13 protein-coding genes and 1 pseudogene are annotated in these 14,072 nt (G+C 54.0%); 3 read left to right on the top strand and 11 right to left on the bottom strand.

The window, feature by feature from the left end:
- Positions 1–8: 8 nt before the first annotated feature.
- The 4 genes and pseudogenes from OIS53_RS20500 to OIS53_RS11380 all read right to left on the bottom strand — a co-directional run bounded on the left by OIS53_RS20500 (position 9) and on the right by OIS53_RS11380 (position 3,733).
- A pseudogene (locus tag OIS53_RS20500) lies at positions 9–239 on the bottom strand (DUF5615 family PIN-like protein).
- A gap of 2 nt (positions 240–241) precedes the next feature.
- On the bottom strand, positions 242–496 hold the full coding sequence (locus tag OIS53_RS11390) for a DUF433 domain-containing protein (protein WP_319805455.1): 255 nt from the start codon (positions 494–496) through the stop codon (positions 242–244).
- A gap of 106 nt (positions 497–602) precedes the next feature.
- Positions 603–2,957 carry a M1 family metallopeptidase gene (locus OIS53_RS11385; protein ID WP_413775159.1) on the bottom strand — a complete coding sequence of 785 codons (2,355 nt, stop codon included), beginning with the start codon at positions 2,955–2,957 and terminating at the stop codon, positions 603–605.
- A gap of 164 nt (positions 2,958–3,121) precedes the next feature.
- Positions 3,122–3,733 (bottom strand): HupE/UreJ family protein, encoded by a 612-nt coding sequence (locus OIS53_RS11380; protein ID WP_264678694.1) that lies wholly within the window; start codon positions 3,731–3,733, stop codon positions 3,122–3,124.
- Between the two features lie 274 nt (positions 3,734–4,007).
- Between OIS53_RS11380 and OIS53_RS11375 the strand changes: the two genes are divergently transcribed.
- On the top strand, positions 4,008–4,835 hold the full coding sequence (locus OIS53_RS11375; RefSeq protein ID WP_264678693.1) for a hypothetical protein: 828 nt from the start codon (positions 4,008–4,010) through the stop codon (positions 4,833–4,835).
- Positions 4,836–5,025: 190 nt separating this feature from the next.
- Here OIS53_RS11375 and OIS53_RS11370 read toward each other — a convergent pair whose 3' ends face one another.
- The 5 genes from OIS53_RS11370 to clpB form a co-directional block, all read right to left on the bottom strand.
- Positions 5,026–5,397, bottom strand: coding sequence for a PIN domain-containing protein (locus tag OIS53_RS11370; protein WP_264678692.1), 372 nt, complete (start codon positions 5,395–5,397; stop codon positions 5,026–5,028).
- 23 nt (positions 5,398–5,420) lie between these two features.
- Positions 5,421–5,672 carry a DUF6364 family protein gene (locus OIS53_RS11365; RefSeq protein WP_264678691.1) on the bottom strand — a complete coding sequence of 84 codons (252 nt, stop codon included), beginning with the start codon at positions 5,670–5,672 and terminating at the stop codon, positions 5,421–5,423.
- Between the two features lie 93 nt (positions 5,673–5,765).
- Complete coding sequence (locus OIS53_RS11360) at positions 5,766–6,125, bottom strand: HepT-like ribonuclease domain-containing protein (RefSeq protein ID WP_264678690.1); 360 nt, start codon at positions 6,123–6,125, stop codon at positions 5,766–5,768.
- A complete protein-coding gene (locus OIS53_RS11355; protein WP_264678689.1) occupies positions 6,103–6,426 on the bottom strand; it encodes a nucleotidyltransferase family protein in 324 nt (107 codons plus the stop codon). The genes OIS53_RS11360 and OIS53_RS11355 overlap by 23 nt, the downstream gene beginning before the upstream one ends.
- 69 nt (positions 6,427–6,495) lie before the next feature.
- Positions 6,496–9,087: an ATP-dependent chaperone ClpB gene (gene clpB, locus OIS53_RS11350; RefSeq protein ID WP_264682346.1), complete on the bottom strand. Its 2,592-nt coding sequence runs from the start codon at positions 9,085–9,087 to the stop codon at positions 6,496–6,498.
- Positions 9,088–9,136: 49 nt separating this feature from the next.
- Here clpB and OIS53_RS11345 point away from each other — a divergent pair, with 49 nt between their 5' ends.
- A complete protein-coding gene (locus tag OIS53_RS11345) occupies positions 9,137–9,448 on the top strand; it encodes an IS1/IS1595 family N-terminal zinc-binding domain-containing protein (protein ID WP_264678688.1) in 312 nt (103 codons plus the stop codon).
- Positions 9,432–9,869, top strand: a complete 438-nt coding sequence (locus OIS53_RS11340) for an IS1 family transposase (RefSeq protein ID WP_264678687.1) — start codon at positions 9,432–9,434, stop codon at positions 9,867–9,869. Before OIS53_RS11345 ends, OIS53_RS11340 begins: the two co-directional genes overlap by 17 nt.
- Before the next feature lie 167 nt (positions 9,870–10,036).
- Here OIS53_RS11340 and OIS53_RS11335 read toward each other — a convergent pair whose 3' ends face one another.
- Positions 10,037–12,847 carry a TrlF family AAA-like ATPase gene (locus OIS53_RS11335; RefSeq protein ID WP_264678686.1) on the bottom strand — a complete coding sequence of 937 codons (2,811 nt, stop codon included), beginning with the start codon at positions 12,845–12,847 and terminating at the stop codon, positions 10,037–10,039.
- 284 nt (positions 12,848–13,131) lie between these two features.
- Positions 13,132–13,830: a zeta toxin family protein gene (locus OIS53_RS11330; RefSeq protein WP_264678685.1), complete on the bottom strand. Its 699-nt coding sequence runs from the start codon at positions 13,828–13,830 to the stop codon at positions 13,132–13,134.
- Between the last annotated feature and the right edge of the window lie 242 nt (positions 13,831–14,072).

The raw sequence follows: 14,072 nt of genomic DNA, 5'->3' as shown, positions 1-14,072 counted from the left end.
TACGGACCTCACCGAAAATACAGGATAGCTGGCGGAGCAGGCCCCCGGTGACGATATATCAACTCACCATAATCACGGTCAAACGTGAGAAGAATTCGGCTTTCGGCTACAGCCTAAGCTAACACAGTTATATTAGCTATTCCAGGATTACTCTCTTGAATAGCCAGTACATCGTACCCCGCTTGCCGCAACAACCTCACACTAGTCAGTGGAAAGTTCTCGTCTGTAAGCAACTGCATTATTAAGCTGACTGTCGTACAGAGGAATCGGCCGGAACTCCAAGTGCCTGCTGATTCATCTCAGCTAAAAAGGCAAACATGGCTTGCAGGTCTTCGCGGGTGATGTGTGGATAGCTCTCAAATATTTCGGTCTCTGTCCAGCCGTTGGCAAGCCAGTTCAGCAGCAGCTCCACCGAAATGCGGGTGCCCTTAATCACCGGCTTGCCCAGCAGAATAGCCGGGTCGGAGTGGATACGGTCGCGCCAGTTAATGCTCATAGCGGTGAGGTTTGCTTTTCAAATTACGCAAAAGCCCCGGATGCCGAAGCGTCCGGGGCTTTCGTTGTGGTCAACTCAGATTCGTCGCTCTGCTCGGAATGACGAGCTAGTTGGTCCCGCCGCCTGAGCTGCTGCCGGTGCCGGCGGGCTGCTGGGCGGCATTGCGCTGCTGCATGGGGTTGGGCTGGGGGCGCTGCTGCATCTCGAACAGCTCGAAGCGCGAGGGCACGGCCCGCTGGGGCCAGGCGTTGTTGCCCAGGTCGGTGTCGGCGGTTTGCTGGAAAGGGTCCAGCACGAAGCTCACCACGGGCTTTTCGGTGACAAACACCTTGGTGACTTCGGCGTTGTTGCGCCGCCAGATTTCGGCCGGAATGTTTACCACTTCCTGTTTGCCATCCTCATAAGTCATCTGCACGATGACGGGCATGGTGAGGCCGCCCTTGTTTTTGAGGCTGACCTCGTAGAAATGCAGGCCGGCGCTCAGGCGCTTTTGTTGCTCGGGCGTCAGCTTCTGCACAAACTGCTGGTAGCGTTGCCGGTCGGCGTCGGTGGTGGCCAGCGGGTCGTAGGAGTTGTAGAAGTCCTTCAGCTCCGGCTTCTCATCCACCAGCGTGCGCGGAATGTCCTGGAGGTTGCGCTGCTGCGAAATGCTCTGCGGGGCCTTGTTGATCAGCTCCCGCTTGCGGGCGTTTTCAATTTCGGGGTTCTTGGAGTCCACCGTGTACCACTTCACGCCGTCGATGACCAGGTCGGTGTGCTCGGTGGTGTAAAACCAGCCGCGCCAGAACCAGTCTAGGTCTACACCCGAGGCGTCTTCCATGGTCCGGAAGAAGTCGGCGGGCGTGGGGTGCTTGTAGGCCCAGCGGCGGGCATATTCCTTGAAGGCGTAGTCGAACAGCTGCCGGCCCATGATGGTCTCGCGCAGGATGTTGAGGCCAGTGGCGGGCTTGCCGTAGGCGTTGTTGCCGAGCTGCAAAACAGACTCCGAGTTGGTCATAATCGGGTTTTGCAGGTTGGCGGCCGTGCGCATGTAGTCCACCATCTTGGCTGGCTCGCCGCGGCGCGAAGGGTAGTTTCGCTCCCATTCCTGCTCACTCAGAAACTGCACGAAGGAATTCAGGCCCTCGTCCATCCAGGTCCACTGCCGCTCGTCGGAATTCACAATCATGGGGAAGAAGTTGTGCCCCACCTCGTGAATAATCACCGAAATCATCCCGTATTTCCGGTCGGCGGAGTAGGTGCCGTCTTTCTCGGGGCGGCCGCCGTTGAAGCAAATCATGGGGTACTCCATGCCGCCCACCGGCCCGTGCACCGAAATAGCCACCGGGTACTCGTAGGGGATGGTGTACTTGGAGTAGGTCTTGATGGTGTGGGCCACCACTTCGGTGGAGTACTTGCCCCAGAGCGGGTTGCCTTCCTTGGGGTAGTAGCTCATGCACAGCACCGGCTTGCCGTCCTGCCGAATCTGCATGGCATCCCAGATAAACTTGCGGCTAGACGCCCAGGCAAAGTCGCGCACGTTGCGGGCGGCGTAGGTCCAGGTTTTGGTGCCCTTGGCCCGGCCCTTCTCGGCCTGCTCGGCTTCCTCCGGGGCCACAATCAGCACGGGGCGCTTGGCGGTTTTGGCTTGCTCCAAGCGCTGGCGCTGGGCGCCGCTGAGCACTTCGGTGGGGTTTTGCAGCACGCCCGTGGCGCCCACCACGTGGTCGGCGGGCACGGTGATGCTCACGCGGTAGTCCCCGAAGGGCAGAGCAAACTCCCCATTGCCTAGAAACTGCTTGTGCTGCCAGCCTTGGTTGTCGGAGTACACGGCCATGCGCGGGTAGAACTGGGCAATTTCGTAGAGGTAGTTTTTGTCCTCCGGGAAGTATTCGTAGCCGCTGCGCTGAACGAACTTGAGCTGGTCGTTGATGTTGTAGCTCCACCGGATGCTGAACGTGACGGCCTGCTTGGGCCGCAGGGGCGTGGGCAGGTCCACGCGCATCATAGTGTGGTTGACGACGTAGGGCAGGGCCTTGCCGCCCTTCAGCTTCACCTCGGCAATCTTAAAGCCCCCGTCAAAGTCGCTGCGCACCAGATAATCCAGCGCCTGAAACGGCATCCGGTCCTGAATCTGCCCGGTTTGGGTGGCGGTGGTAATGGAGTTTTTGTCCAGGATATTCTGGTCGAGCTGCACCCAGAGGTAGGTCAGCACGTCGGGCGAGAGGTTGGTGTAGGTAATGTCCTCGTCGCCGCTGATGGCCTGCTTGTCGTCGTCCAGCCGTACCCGGATGCTGTAGTCGGCGCGCTGCTGCCAGTAGTCGGTGCCGGGCGCGCCCGAAGCGGTGCGGTAGGAGTTGGGCGTGGGCAGCAGGGTTTCCAGCTGAGCAAACTTGTCGGTGCCGGAATTGGTGTTTTGGGCCAGCGCCGGCCCGGCCAGCAGCGCAGCCAGGCTGGCTGCCCACAAAAAGGTCTTCATCATGCCGTGAAGAAGAAGGAGAAAAGAGGTCTGAACAGGAAAGCAGCGAAGATACGCATCCGGTGGGATGCGAGGCCGGAAAAGACGCAGCCGCTGTAGCCAAAGCTGCACCCGCAGCCCGCCCGAAACGCCAAACTTCAAGGCTTCCGTTCCGCGGAGTGCGGCTGCTAGCGCAGCTGAGCCAGGAGCAATACCACCGCAATGCCCAGCGCCGCCCCGCTGGTAACCAGCAGCCAGTCGCGGCGGGCTACTTGCAGCACCCGAAGCAGCACAAAGCCCAGTAGCAGAATAAGCGAAACGATGAGCAGTTGGCCCAGCTCTACACCCAAGTTGAAGCTGAGCAGCTCCAGGGCCAGGCGATTTTGGCGCCCCAGCAGCTCGCGCAGATAGTTGGAAAAGCCCAGGCCGTGAACCAGACCGAAGCCCGCCGCCAGCAGGTTGGGCAGGTTCAGAATGACGAAATCGGGCTGGCGCCGGCTCACGGGGCGCGCACTGGCCTTGCCGGCCTGGGCCAGGTTGACCAGGCAAGTCAGCAGAATAGTAATCGGAATCAGCAGCTCAATCAGCTGGGCGTTATACCGCACAAAGCCCAGCGTAGCCAGGGCCAGCGTGATGGAGTGGCCCACCGTGAAGCTAGTCACCAGGGCCACCACCCGCCGCCAATCCTGCAACACGTACGGGGCACACAAGGCCAGTAGGAACACGAGGTGGTCGTAGGCCTGCAGGTTAAATATGTGATGAAACCCGAGCTGAAGGTAGGTCTGAAAAACGGAGAGCATCGGGTAAAGCTACTAGTATTCAGGTATTCGGTTATTATGGAAAGCCCGACAGCGCCGGCCGGGCAAATACAGGATAGTCAGCTGGTAACAGCATCTGGGCGGGCTAGGCACAAGATGAATGAAAATGACGAGGTTTGTGCGTCGCTTTCAAGGCCCGTACGGGCCGTTCGTGCAGGCGGGCAAAAAGAGTAGGAATGATAATTGGGTAGGGGCCGCCCGCTGAGCTATTGCTGTTTCACATTTTGTTTCATATCCATATTTCACATCTCATTTCATGAAGTCCAGTACCCGTACCCGCCACGCCCTGCGTGCCGGCATCACCACGCTGCTGATGGCCGTGTGGGCCCTAACTGCCCAGGCGCAGAACGTGAGCTTCAAAGGCGACGTCATCACCGTCGACAAAAAACCGTACGCCAAACTCGTCAAGTCGGGGAGTATGCTGATGCGGGAGTTTACTTTGCTCACGCTCGACGACAAAGAGGTGATGAAAACCAAAGGCACGGCCACCACGCTGCCTAGCAACGAAATGGTTTTCTATTATACCCTGACCTTCCAGCCTGGCGGCGAAACGGTTGAAATGAGCAAAACCGGGATGAACTTCGCCCAGCAGCTCGCCGAGGCTCTGGTGAAAAACGAGGTAATGCGTGACGGCCAGCCTAGCCCCGAAGGCATCCAGCGCTTTATGGCGGCTTACCCTGAGAAGCTTTCGGCGAAATATGCCGCCGAAGCCGAAAAGCAGAGCAACGCCAAGCCGCTGCAATACGCTACCGTTGACCGCCCGCGTAGCAACCCGGCCACCATCAGCTACAATAAGCGCACCCAGCGCACCGAAATCGTGCAGGGCAGCCAACTGATTGGCTACCTCAACCCGATGGGCGACGAAAAAGGCCGCTCCAACTGGGCCGTAATTCTGCCCGACGGTATGACCATTGCGGAGGTGGTCATCGAAGCCTGGATGGCCGACTCGCCCGGCGCCCGCGACATCAGTTACAAGCTGCTGGTGAAGAAGGATAACAAGTACCACACCCGCAGCGCCGTGGGCGGGGTGCCTGCCGCTCAGCAAGATGCCGTGCAGTACCTCGTATCTGGTGGCTACTTGTAGGCCGATTTTACGGAATTCACTCTGAGAATACCAGCAAAAGAGGCCGTGGGCATTATGTCCACGGCCTCTTTTGCTGGCAGCCGCGCACAATTAGGCATTTGGCGGACGTTACCAACAGTAGCCACAATCACCGTTGTAGCCTCCAGGCGCTGCTGGATCTGGCGGAACTGAATGTCCACGATGCGGGAAACTACTTGCTAAGTAAAAGCTGCGCCTCCCGTGGACTTAGTACCCGCAAATGCCCCGCTTTAAAACCTTTCAGGTCACCCGTCACAAGGGTTTCCACTTCCGGCAACCCCGCGGTGGCAAAGTGCTGCATGGCATCCTCTATATCCGCAAACTCCAAAGCAAGCGCGGCTTGCACTACCGCTGCATCTACAGTAGTCACCGCAACCAGCTGGGCCAGCTTGCGCAACAACTCCCGCGCTGGCTGCGCGCCAAATTGCTTGCGCAAGGTGTAGAAGGCGTAGCTAAAGCTCAGACTGGATATGTGCAACGTTACCTGTCCTTCGTAAGCAGCCTGAAACAAAGCTAATGCAGCTTCACCATTCGGTTCTCGCATTTCCAGGTAGTTCGAACACAACGTTATTGTCCAGAAAGAAATGGCGCATTAGGAGGCCGGTTCGTCGCGCTGCGTTTGTAGTCGAAATCAGCTGGTAAGGAGAGAATTCCATACAGCTCCTGAGCAGCCGGCGCCACTGGCTTAGAAGAAGCTAGCCGAGCAGTTACCTGCCGCAAGTATTCTTCCACTAGCGTTGTCAGGCTGCGGCCCTGCTGCCGGGCGTACTGCTTGGCTTGTTGGGCTAGTTCGTCGTTCAGGTCGAGGGTAATGGACATAACTTGGTGGATTGGATAATCCAATTTACCTAACTACAGCTATCATAGTCGAGCTACCCCCAGCGCCCGCAGTTGCACCTGCTGATCCTGAGGTTATTTGGAAGCACTTGGCAACTCTTGCAACATCCGCGCTATGATTTCCCCTAGCGGGTCAATGAGCTTTTGCAGCACTATCCACACAAACTCAAAATCCGTGTCAAAATAATGGTGCGTAAGTTTGTCACGCATCCGGGCAATATTGCGCCACTGAATTTGCGGATACGCTTCGCGCCATTCTACTGGCAAGTTTTTAGTTGCTTCGCCAATGATTTCTATACTCTTCACCACGGCGCGGCTCATTACTTCATCAGTAACGAGGGCTGCAATATCAGGTAGGTTGTTGCGGCAGTTTTGTAGAAATCGTACTTCGTCCCGGATGTGCATCAGGCGTTCAAGCGGCAGCGGAGAGGACATATTCGGTAGACTTAATAATGTGAGGGCCAATGTATTTGGAAAGTCCTTGCCGCGTCAGCAGTTCTACTTCACGCCCAAGCAGATTTTCCAAGAAATCAAGCACCTCAAAGAAGCCATCAAACGTTTTGCGGCCTTCCTGAAAATCGACCAGCAAGTCCACGTCGCTGTCGGGTCCGGCCTCGTCGCGCACGAACGAGCCGAACAAGCCTAGCTGCGCCACGCCCAGCGCCCGCAGTGCCGGCTGTTGCTGCTGAAGTCGGCCAATGACGTCGGCTTTGGTTTGAACGGGAGGTGCATTCATTGACCAAGTTTACGAAAAAAGCCCCGCCGGCACACTGCCCGCGGGGCCTTCCCATTCATAATCGATAACTTACCCCACAGCCGGAATTTCTACGTTATTAAACTGAATCTGCCCATTTTCCAGCACGGCTTCCACCACGGCATCCTTGCTCACGCGGCCCGAGAGGATGTCTTTCGACAACTCGTTCAGCACTAGGCGTTGCAACACGCGCTTGAGCGGGCGGGCGCCAAACTGCGGGTCGAAGCCTTGCTCACCGAGGAAGTCGAGCACCTCGTCAGTGGCTTCGAGGCGGATGCCGGCTTCTTCCAGGCGCTGCTGAATCTGGCGGAACTGGATGTCCACGATGCGGCGGATTTCGCGGCGCTTCAGGGGCTGGAACATCACGATTTCGTCGATGCGGTTCAGGAACTCGGGGCGCATGTGCTGCTTGAGGCGCTCAATGACTTCCTCGCGGGTGCGGTCCACCACTTCGTCGTGGTTGTACTCGTTCAGCTCTTTGAAATTGTGCTGAATGATATCGGCGCCGGTGTTGGAGGTCATGATGATGATGGTATTCTTGAAGTTCGCTACCCGGCCTTTGTTGTCGGTGAGGCGGCCATCGTCGAGTACCTGGAGCAGGATGTTGAACACGTCGGGGTGGGCCTTCTCGATTTCGTCAAGCAGGATGACCGAGTAGGGCTTGCGGCGCACGGCTTCGGTAAGCTGCCCGCCTTCGTCATAGCCCACGTAGCCGGGAGGCGCCCCGATGAGGCGCGACACGGCGTGACGCTCCTGGTACTCGCTCATGTCGATGCGCACCATGCTGTTCTCGTCGTTGAACAGGTACTCGGCCAGGGCCTTGGCCAGCTCGGTTTTACCCACGCCGGTAGTACCCAGGAAGATGAACGAGCCAATCGGCCGCTTGGGGTCCTGCAAGCCGGCCCGCGAGCGGCGCACAGCGTCGCTGATGGCGGCAATGGCTTCGCTCTGACCGGCTACGCGCTTGCCCAGCTCTTCTTCCAGGTGCAACAGCTTCTCGCGGTCCGACTGCAGCATTTTGCTTACCGGGATGCCGGTCCACTTGGCCACCACTTCGGCAATGTCTTCGTGGGTCACCACTTCTTGCAGCATGGAGCCGCCGTCTTTGTTGGCGTTGGCTTCTTCCTGCAAGGCTTTGAGCTTGGCTTCGGCCTCTTGGATCTTGCCGTAGCGCAACTCCGCCACGCGGCCGTAGTCGCCCTGGCGTTCGGCTTGTTCGGCCTCTACCTTGAAGCGCTCAATGGCCTCTTTCTGCTCCTGAATGCTGGTCAGCACTGATTTCTCGTTTTCCCACTGGGCCTTGAGGGCGTCGCGCTGGCTGGAGAGGTCGGCAATTTCCTTATTGAGCACGTTCTCCCGGTCGTGGTTTTCCTCGCGGCGGATGGCTTCGCGCTCAATTTCCAGCTGCATGATGCGGCGCTGCACCTCGTCCAGCTCCACGGGCATGGAGTTCAGTTCAATACGCAGTTTTGCTGCCGCCTCGTCCATGAGGTCGATGGCTTTGTCGGGCAGGAAACGGTCGGTGATGTAGCGGCTGCTCAGCTCCACGGCGGCAATGACGGCGTCGTCGGTGATGCGCACGCCGTGATGCAGCTCGTACTTTTCCTTGATGCCGCGCATGATGCTGATGGCATCTTCCACGGAGGGCTCGTCCACCATTACGGCCTGGAAACGGCGCTCCAGGGCCTTGTCTTTCTCGATGTACTTCTGATATTCCTTGAGCGTGGTGGCCCCGATGGAGTGCAGCTCCCCGCGGGCCAGGGCGGGCTTGAGCAGATTGGCGGCGTCCATGGCGCCTTCGCCGCCCGCGCCGGCCCCGATCAGCGTGTGCATCTCGTCGATGAACAAGATGATCTGGCCTTCGGAGTCGGTTACTTCCTTGATGACGGACTTGAGGCGCTCCTCAAACTCGCCCTTGTACTTGGCGCCGGCAATGAGCAGGCCCATGTCCAGGGACATGATGGTTTTGTCCTTGAGGTTTTCGGGCACGTCGCCGGCCACGATGCGCTGGGCCAGGCCTTCCACAATGGCGGTTTTGCCGACGCCCGGCTCCCCGAGCAGGACGGGGTTATTCTTGGTGCGGCGGCTTAGAATCTGAAGCACCCGGCGGATTTCCTCGTCGCGGCCAATTACTGGGTCCATTTTGCCGGAGCGCACCTGCTCGTTGAGGTTGCGGGCGTAGCGGTTGAGGCTCTGGTACTGGTCTTCGGCGGTCTGGCTGGTGACCTTGCGGCCCCCGCGCAGCTCTTTGATGGCGGCTTTCAGATCTTTTTCGTTGAAGCCGGCATCCTTCATCAGGGTGGCTACGGCGTCTTTGCCGCTCAGCAGCCCCAGCAGCAGGTGCTCCACCGACACGTACTCATCGTCAAACTCCTTCAGAAAGCCGGTGGCGCGTTGCAGGGCAGCCGCGGCATCGTTGGAGAGGTAGGGCGAGCCGCCGCTTACCTTGGGGTAGGCGGCCACAAGTGCATCGAGACGGGGCGTGAGGATGTTCAGGTTCACGCCCAGCTTCTTGGCCAGAAACGACAGCACGTTCTCGTCGCTCTGGAAGAGGCCCTTCAGCAGGTGGCCGGTTTCGATGGCCTGCTGCTGGTTGCCCCCGGCGATTTCAGTGGCCTTTTGCACGGCCTCCTGCGCCTTGATGGTATAGTTATTGGCGGTGGTCTAAAGCGTGGTTTTGCTACCTTAGGCGATGCTTCAAACAACGCTCACCTGCGCCAAATGTGGCAGCACAGCCTTGCGTAAGAACGGCCATAGCCACGGCAAGGCCAAGTATCGGTGCCTGAACTGCCGCCACCAAGCGGCCTTGCACCCGGCCGCTCCGCGCAAAGCGGCGCAGTACGCCCACGTGGAAAAACTGCTAGTCGAGCGCGTCTCGCAGCGGGCCATCGTGCGCCTGACGGGCGTGGCGCGCATGACGGTGGCCAAACTGGCAAAAAAAAGCGCGGGCGCCAACGCGCCCACGGCCCAAGCCGCGCCGGCCACGGGTGCTGGAACTGGATGAAATGTGGACGTTTGTCGGCCACAAAAAGCGCAAAACATGGCTCTGGCTGGCCGTGGAGCGCTCCAGCCGCCGCATCGTGGCCTGGGTGTTGGGCGGCCGGGGCCGCGCGACGGCTCGGCGCCTGTGGCGCGCTTTGCCGGCCGAGTACCGTACGGGCACCTGGTACTTCACCGACGAGTGGGAAGCCTACCAGGGCGTATTGCCAGCCGGCGCCCACCGGCCCAGTCCCAAAGGCAGCGGCCAGACCAGTATCGTGGAAGCTATCAATTGTTCACTACGCCAAAAGTGCGCCGTGCTCGTGCGTAAATCCTGTTCCTTTAGCCGCTGCCGGACCATGCACCGCATCCGTATTCAACTCGTCATTGACGAACACAACCGGCAATGCCACCTGAAGCAAACGACCAGCAAAACCACGCTTTAGACCACCGCCTAGTTATTAAAGTTCATGGTTGCTAAGTCGGTAGTAGGTGCTTCGGGTTAGGAAGTTTTACGAAAGGCTTAGCAAACGGGGTGCAGATATGGTTTTGCTGACGTTTTGGCAGAATGTCAGTGAGCAAAAAGTTTAAAAAATGTCTTTTTTTCAGTTAACTAAAAGCCATATTTTTCTTTGCGAAGCTTAAATGCCTTCTCGCCTCCTTCCATAACTGAAGTAACCTCTGTCTTAATAAACTGATTGTCAATAGCTCCTTCGACTTTGATTGTACCTCTAGATTGGTCTGACGCATTAACGTAATCGAAGCATACAACAAGTTCAGCATCCCCATTAACCACGAGATTCGCATTATGGCTAGCGAATATCAATTGCCTTTTCTTTTTTGATTTCCATATCATTTTGATAATTTGATCAATTGCTCGATTATCAATGTCATCTTCTGGCTGGTCTATAATCAATGGGTATCCATCCTGATTTAAAAGTACGTTAAGTAATGCTGTGGCCTGTTGTCCTGCTGATGCTTCCGAAAAATCAATAGATTGGTCAGACCTAGCGTTAGTCACATACTTAATTATAGGAACAAATTCTAGTTCAGCTAAAGCCAATTCAAGCCATGTCTGCCTTGTGGTACTTTTTATGATTCGCGTCCTTTCATTATCGCCAAATCCATATATTTCCGATAAAAGCGGAGTTGTAGGTAATGGAGAATCGCTTATGTCATCGGAAGATATATCTGCCAACTTCTCAAGATCAGCCATAAACTCTAGCCAAGAATCTATTGGCTCGGTGGAATCAGATATGGCCTTAGCCATATCATTAACCTTTGCTTCCCTAATATTCATTCCAGCAAAATAATTCTTAAGCCTTTCCTTTATGCAGTGGTAATCAAGACTTTTGGCCATATCTGCTTTGATAACTCCGTTTGATAAGGCTGAAAATATACTACATTGCTCAGCTAAAAAGCTAATTTTATCTCGATGAAGCTTAATCCATTCAGCTTTTAACTCAGTATACAGCTGGTGTGCTTTTGATACCTTGGTTAACACTTTTTCTGTATCGTCAATCATTTTCTTTACTTCTAGAGTGCGGTTCTCTATTTTCTTTAAAGACTCAATGCGCTCAACATTTCCAGAAACTTGAGAAGATAGCTCTTCATACTCACCTTCTATTTTCTGTTTTGTAGCTCTCCATTCGGCCAAAATAGTGTTATAGGTGCCTATATTGTCAATAGAAAATAATGACCTCATTTCGTCTATTTTATGTTGGGCTACACGGCTTAAGTTGCCAAGTATACTATAGGCTTCAAATATCTTCTCGTTGCCATGCATCTGATTGTCAGTTTTGGCGATTGGGAATATTGATAATTGATATTTTAAATCATCCATCAAGCGCTGGACTATTAAGAACTGGCTTTCCCATTTGGAAATAAGGAGGGCATCAGCGTCCATGCCTGATTTCAACTCTGATAACTTACTGTAAGCAGAACCATCAGAAGATGATATTGCTCCGCGAATTTCTTCAATCTGCTTAGTTAAGGAGCTTATTTCATATCCGTATCTACTCTTCTCTAACTCTGCTCTCTTTTTACTGGAAAGCTCGTTATACGTGCTTTTAATCTGGTCTGAAATAGCCTCAATTTTTACGCTAATATCATGTAATTCCTTTCGAACTGGTGATTCGATAATTCTTCTTAACTCCTCTACTCTAACCCCAACGCTACTGAGTTGTTTTTGGCTATATGCTTGGATAGGTAATAATGTTCTAATGGTAGACTCATCCACAAAATTAAAAACGCCATTGCCTATTTTTAGCTGTATAGAGTGGTCTTTAGAACTACGTTTAATAACGTGCAGAATGTCATTTAATTCTAGAGTAATGATAACCTCTCCATCGAATTTTTTAAGGGTCTTTTCAACTAAGCTTTTTCTTCTAACCTGAAATGGAACCATATCATCTTCATCCATAGATTCTACTCCTTGATCACATAACCCCCAACGTAGATATTCCAAAACGGTGGATTTTCCTGTGCCACGTCCTCCTATTAGAGCATTATATTGCTTATTAAATTGGATGCCAACAGGACCTAAAAACTTGGAATTAGTTATAATTATTTCAGCTATAAATATACTCGGTAGTTCTGGAGTTTGCTGCTCTAATCTTGACTCTTTAGCTAAACATGCTTGTCTAATTGCTTCGGCAGTAGGTTCTGCCCATTTCGCCCAAGTAGTATGTAAACCTAAATTAGCGAAATCACGTCTTCTATTATCTGACGTTTGAAATATTCCAACAGGTTTATTGCCATATTCACGATTCTTACCATCTATAATATCTTTTCTTCCTATGCCTAATTGCTCAATTGAGCCATCTAAATACCCACCTACACAAGGCATACTTTTGTAGTAATCGGCGTGTCCACTTCTTAATAGTGTATGATTGCCTCCTTCACTTACATTAGGAAGAACTATATACCTTCCCTTTACTTCTGCCATAGAATCAAGCATATCGTAAAGATGTTGCAAACCCATTACGATAGAACCAGATATTCTCTCCGTGTTAGCTGTTCTGTGTTCTTCCTCCGGTGATGGCGTCAAGCTAAGCTTAGTCAAGATGCGATGAAGCGCATCTACTGGGAAATCGGAATCAAGTATAAGTAATGCCTGACAAGGAGGCACGGATAAGCTTAGCTCAATTCCGGGGAATACTGTTATTCTTTCGTCCGAAGCTATCAAGTTTCCGTCGGAATCGACTTCATTAATAGACGCTTCTTTGATATACTTAAAGAAAGCGAAATCGTGGTGGTCAGTAATTGCAACAGCATCTAGTTTTTTATCTCTACATGCCTGAATAAATTCATTAGAATAGGCTTTGCGCTGATCATCAGTTATAGCCCTATCACCATTCCAGTTTATATCACGAGGAGTATGTACTTGAAAATCACAGTTATGAAAATGTGCGCCTTTGTCCATTTCTAACAAATATTATAGAGCATGGTATTATGCCTAATGCAAGCTAAGCAGAAACGCCCATTTTCTCAGTTGCGGCCACAGTAAGCGTAGCAATAGTTGCTACAAGCAGAGTGAATGACCTACACTTACCCAATTCGAATCTGCGGAACCACGGGCCGCAGCGTGTCGCTGAGGGCATTGGAGAAAGCAGGGTAGTGCATCTGAAACAACTGCTGGGCCTGTTGCGGCAAGTTGGGGTAAGTAGTCAATGCGTCTTTATTGGCGTTGTTTGCAGAACAATATAATCAAGCTTTGCGCAACGCCTTTTGACGGAAGTACGTGTCCACCCAGGCGGGGATGGAAGTCGTTTTGAAGTCCACGCGCTTGCCTTCCTCTATTTCAGCTATGAGCTGGGGTGCCGCATAGGAGTTGTCGAAGATAAAGGCCCGGTTCACGAGGCGGACGGCATCAAATAGGGAATCGAGGGTGCGGGCGTAGCGGGAGATAATTTTGTCGCGGGCTACGTCGTGGCCTTTCTTCTGAACGCGGGCCCGCACCCGACCCACGTTAATTTCGGGATCCTCGGTAGCAACGAAATAAAGGTAGGTGCGGAATCCGGCCGTTTGCGCGTCGCGCAGGAAGGCGAGCTTGGAAGGATGGGACATCACCGTTTCAAAGGTGAATGACTGCCGGGCCGTTAGCAGGGCATACCGTAGGAACTCTGCTACGCGAGAAGCGAGGTAGGAGTCTACTTTGACGCCGGTGAACAGGAGCACATTTTCCTCGATGCGGAGTTTCTGAAGCTGCTGGTAGGCCGGTTGCAGTTGAGACGCAGCATTTTCTACTACCACGAATGCTTCCAGGTCTTGCTGAGTTAAGCTCAGGCTCCAATCATGCAGATTCAGCACTCGGGTGCGCCGACGATGTTGGGCCTTGAGCTTCGCCTCAATCTCGTCGGCATTCACAATAACGCCAAGATTAACCTCCTGCTTGAGAGAGTCCACTAAAAAAGACTTGCCGGACCCATTGGGCCCGGCAAGCATGCGAAGACGCGGAATGTAATCAGTCAAGATACAGCTCTGTTTCGGTGATGTGAACAGGCTGACTCGCCACTTGCTTACGCACGACGCGGCGAGTATTATCAGGACGGATCTGAATTATCTGGCCCTGTTCGAGCACGGTGATGGGTACACCGCGGTGTAGGTTTTCAGTAACTACCCGGCCCGAAGCATTCTTTAGCACACGC

The sequence above is a fragment of the Hymenobacter sp. YIM 151500-1 genome, from assembly GCF_025979885.1.
Classification (GTDB): Bacteria; Bacteroidota; Bacteroidia; order Cytophagales; family Hymenobacteraceae; genus Hymenobacter.
The sequence above is the reverse complement of the archived record's forward strand: the minus strand, read 5'-3'. Positions and strand labels throughout refer to the sequence as shown.

Coding starts and splice junctions, on each gene's coding strand:
- OIS53_RS11385 (WP_413775159.1), bottom strand. CDS start 2,957: ATGATGAAGACCTTTTTGTGGGCAGCCAGCCTGGCTGCGCTGCTGGCC.
- OIS53_RS11365 (WP_264678691.1), bottom strand. CDS start 5,672: ATGTCCATTACCCTCGACCTGAACGACGAACTAGCCCAACAAGCCAAG.
- OIS53_RS11370 (WP_264678692.1), bottom strand. CDS start 5,397: ATGCGAGAACCGAATGGTGAAGCTGCATTAGCTTTGTTTCAGGCTGCT.
- OIS53_RS11390 (WP_319805455.1), bottom strand. CDS start 496: ATGAGCATTAACTGGCGCGACCGTATCCACTCCGACCCGGCTATTCTG.
- OIS53_RS11335 (WP_264678686.1), bottom strand. CDS start 12,847: ATGGACAAAGGCGCACATTTTCATAACTGTGATTTTCAAGTACATACT.
- OIS53_RS11360 (WP_264678690.1), bottom strand. CDS start 6,125: ATGTCCTCTCCGCTGCCGCTTGAACGCCTGATGCACATCCGGGACGAA.
- OIS53_RS11355 (WP_264678689.1), bottom strand. CDS start 6,426: ATGAATGCACCTCCCGTTCAAACCAAAGCCGACGTCATTGGCCGACTT.
- OIS53_RS11345 (WP_264678688.1), top strand. CDS start 9,137: ATGCTTCAAACAACGCTCACCTGCGCCAAATGTGGCAGCACAGCCTTG.
- OIS53_RS11380 (WP_264678694.1), bottom strand. CDS start 3,733: ATGCTCTCCGTTTTTCAGACCTACCTTCAGCTCGGGTTTCATCACATA.
- OIS53_RS11375 (WP_264678693.1), top strand. CDS start 4,008: ATGAAGTCCAGTACCCGTACCCGCCACGCCCTGCGTGCCGGCATCACC.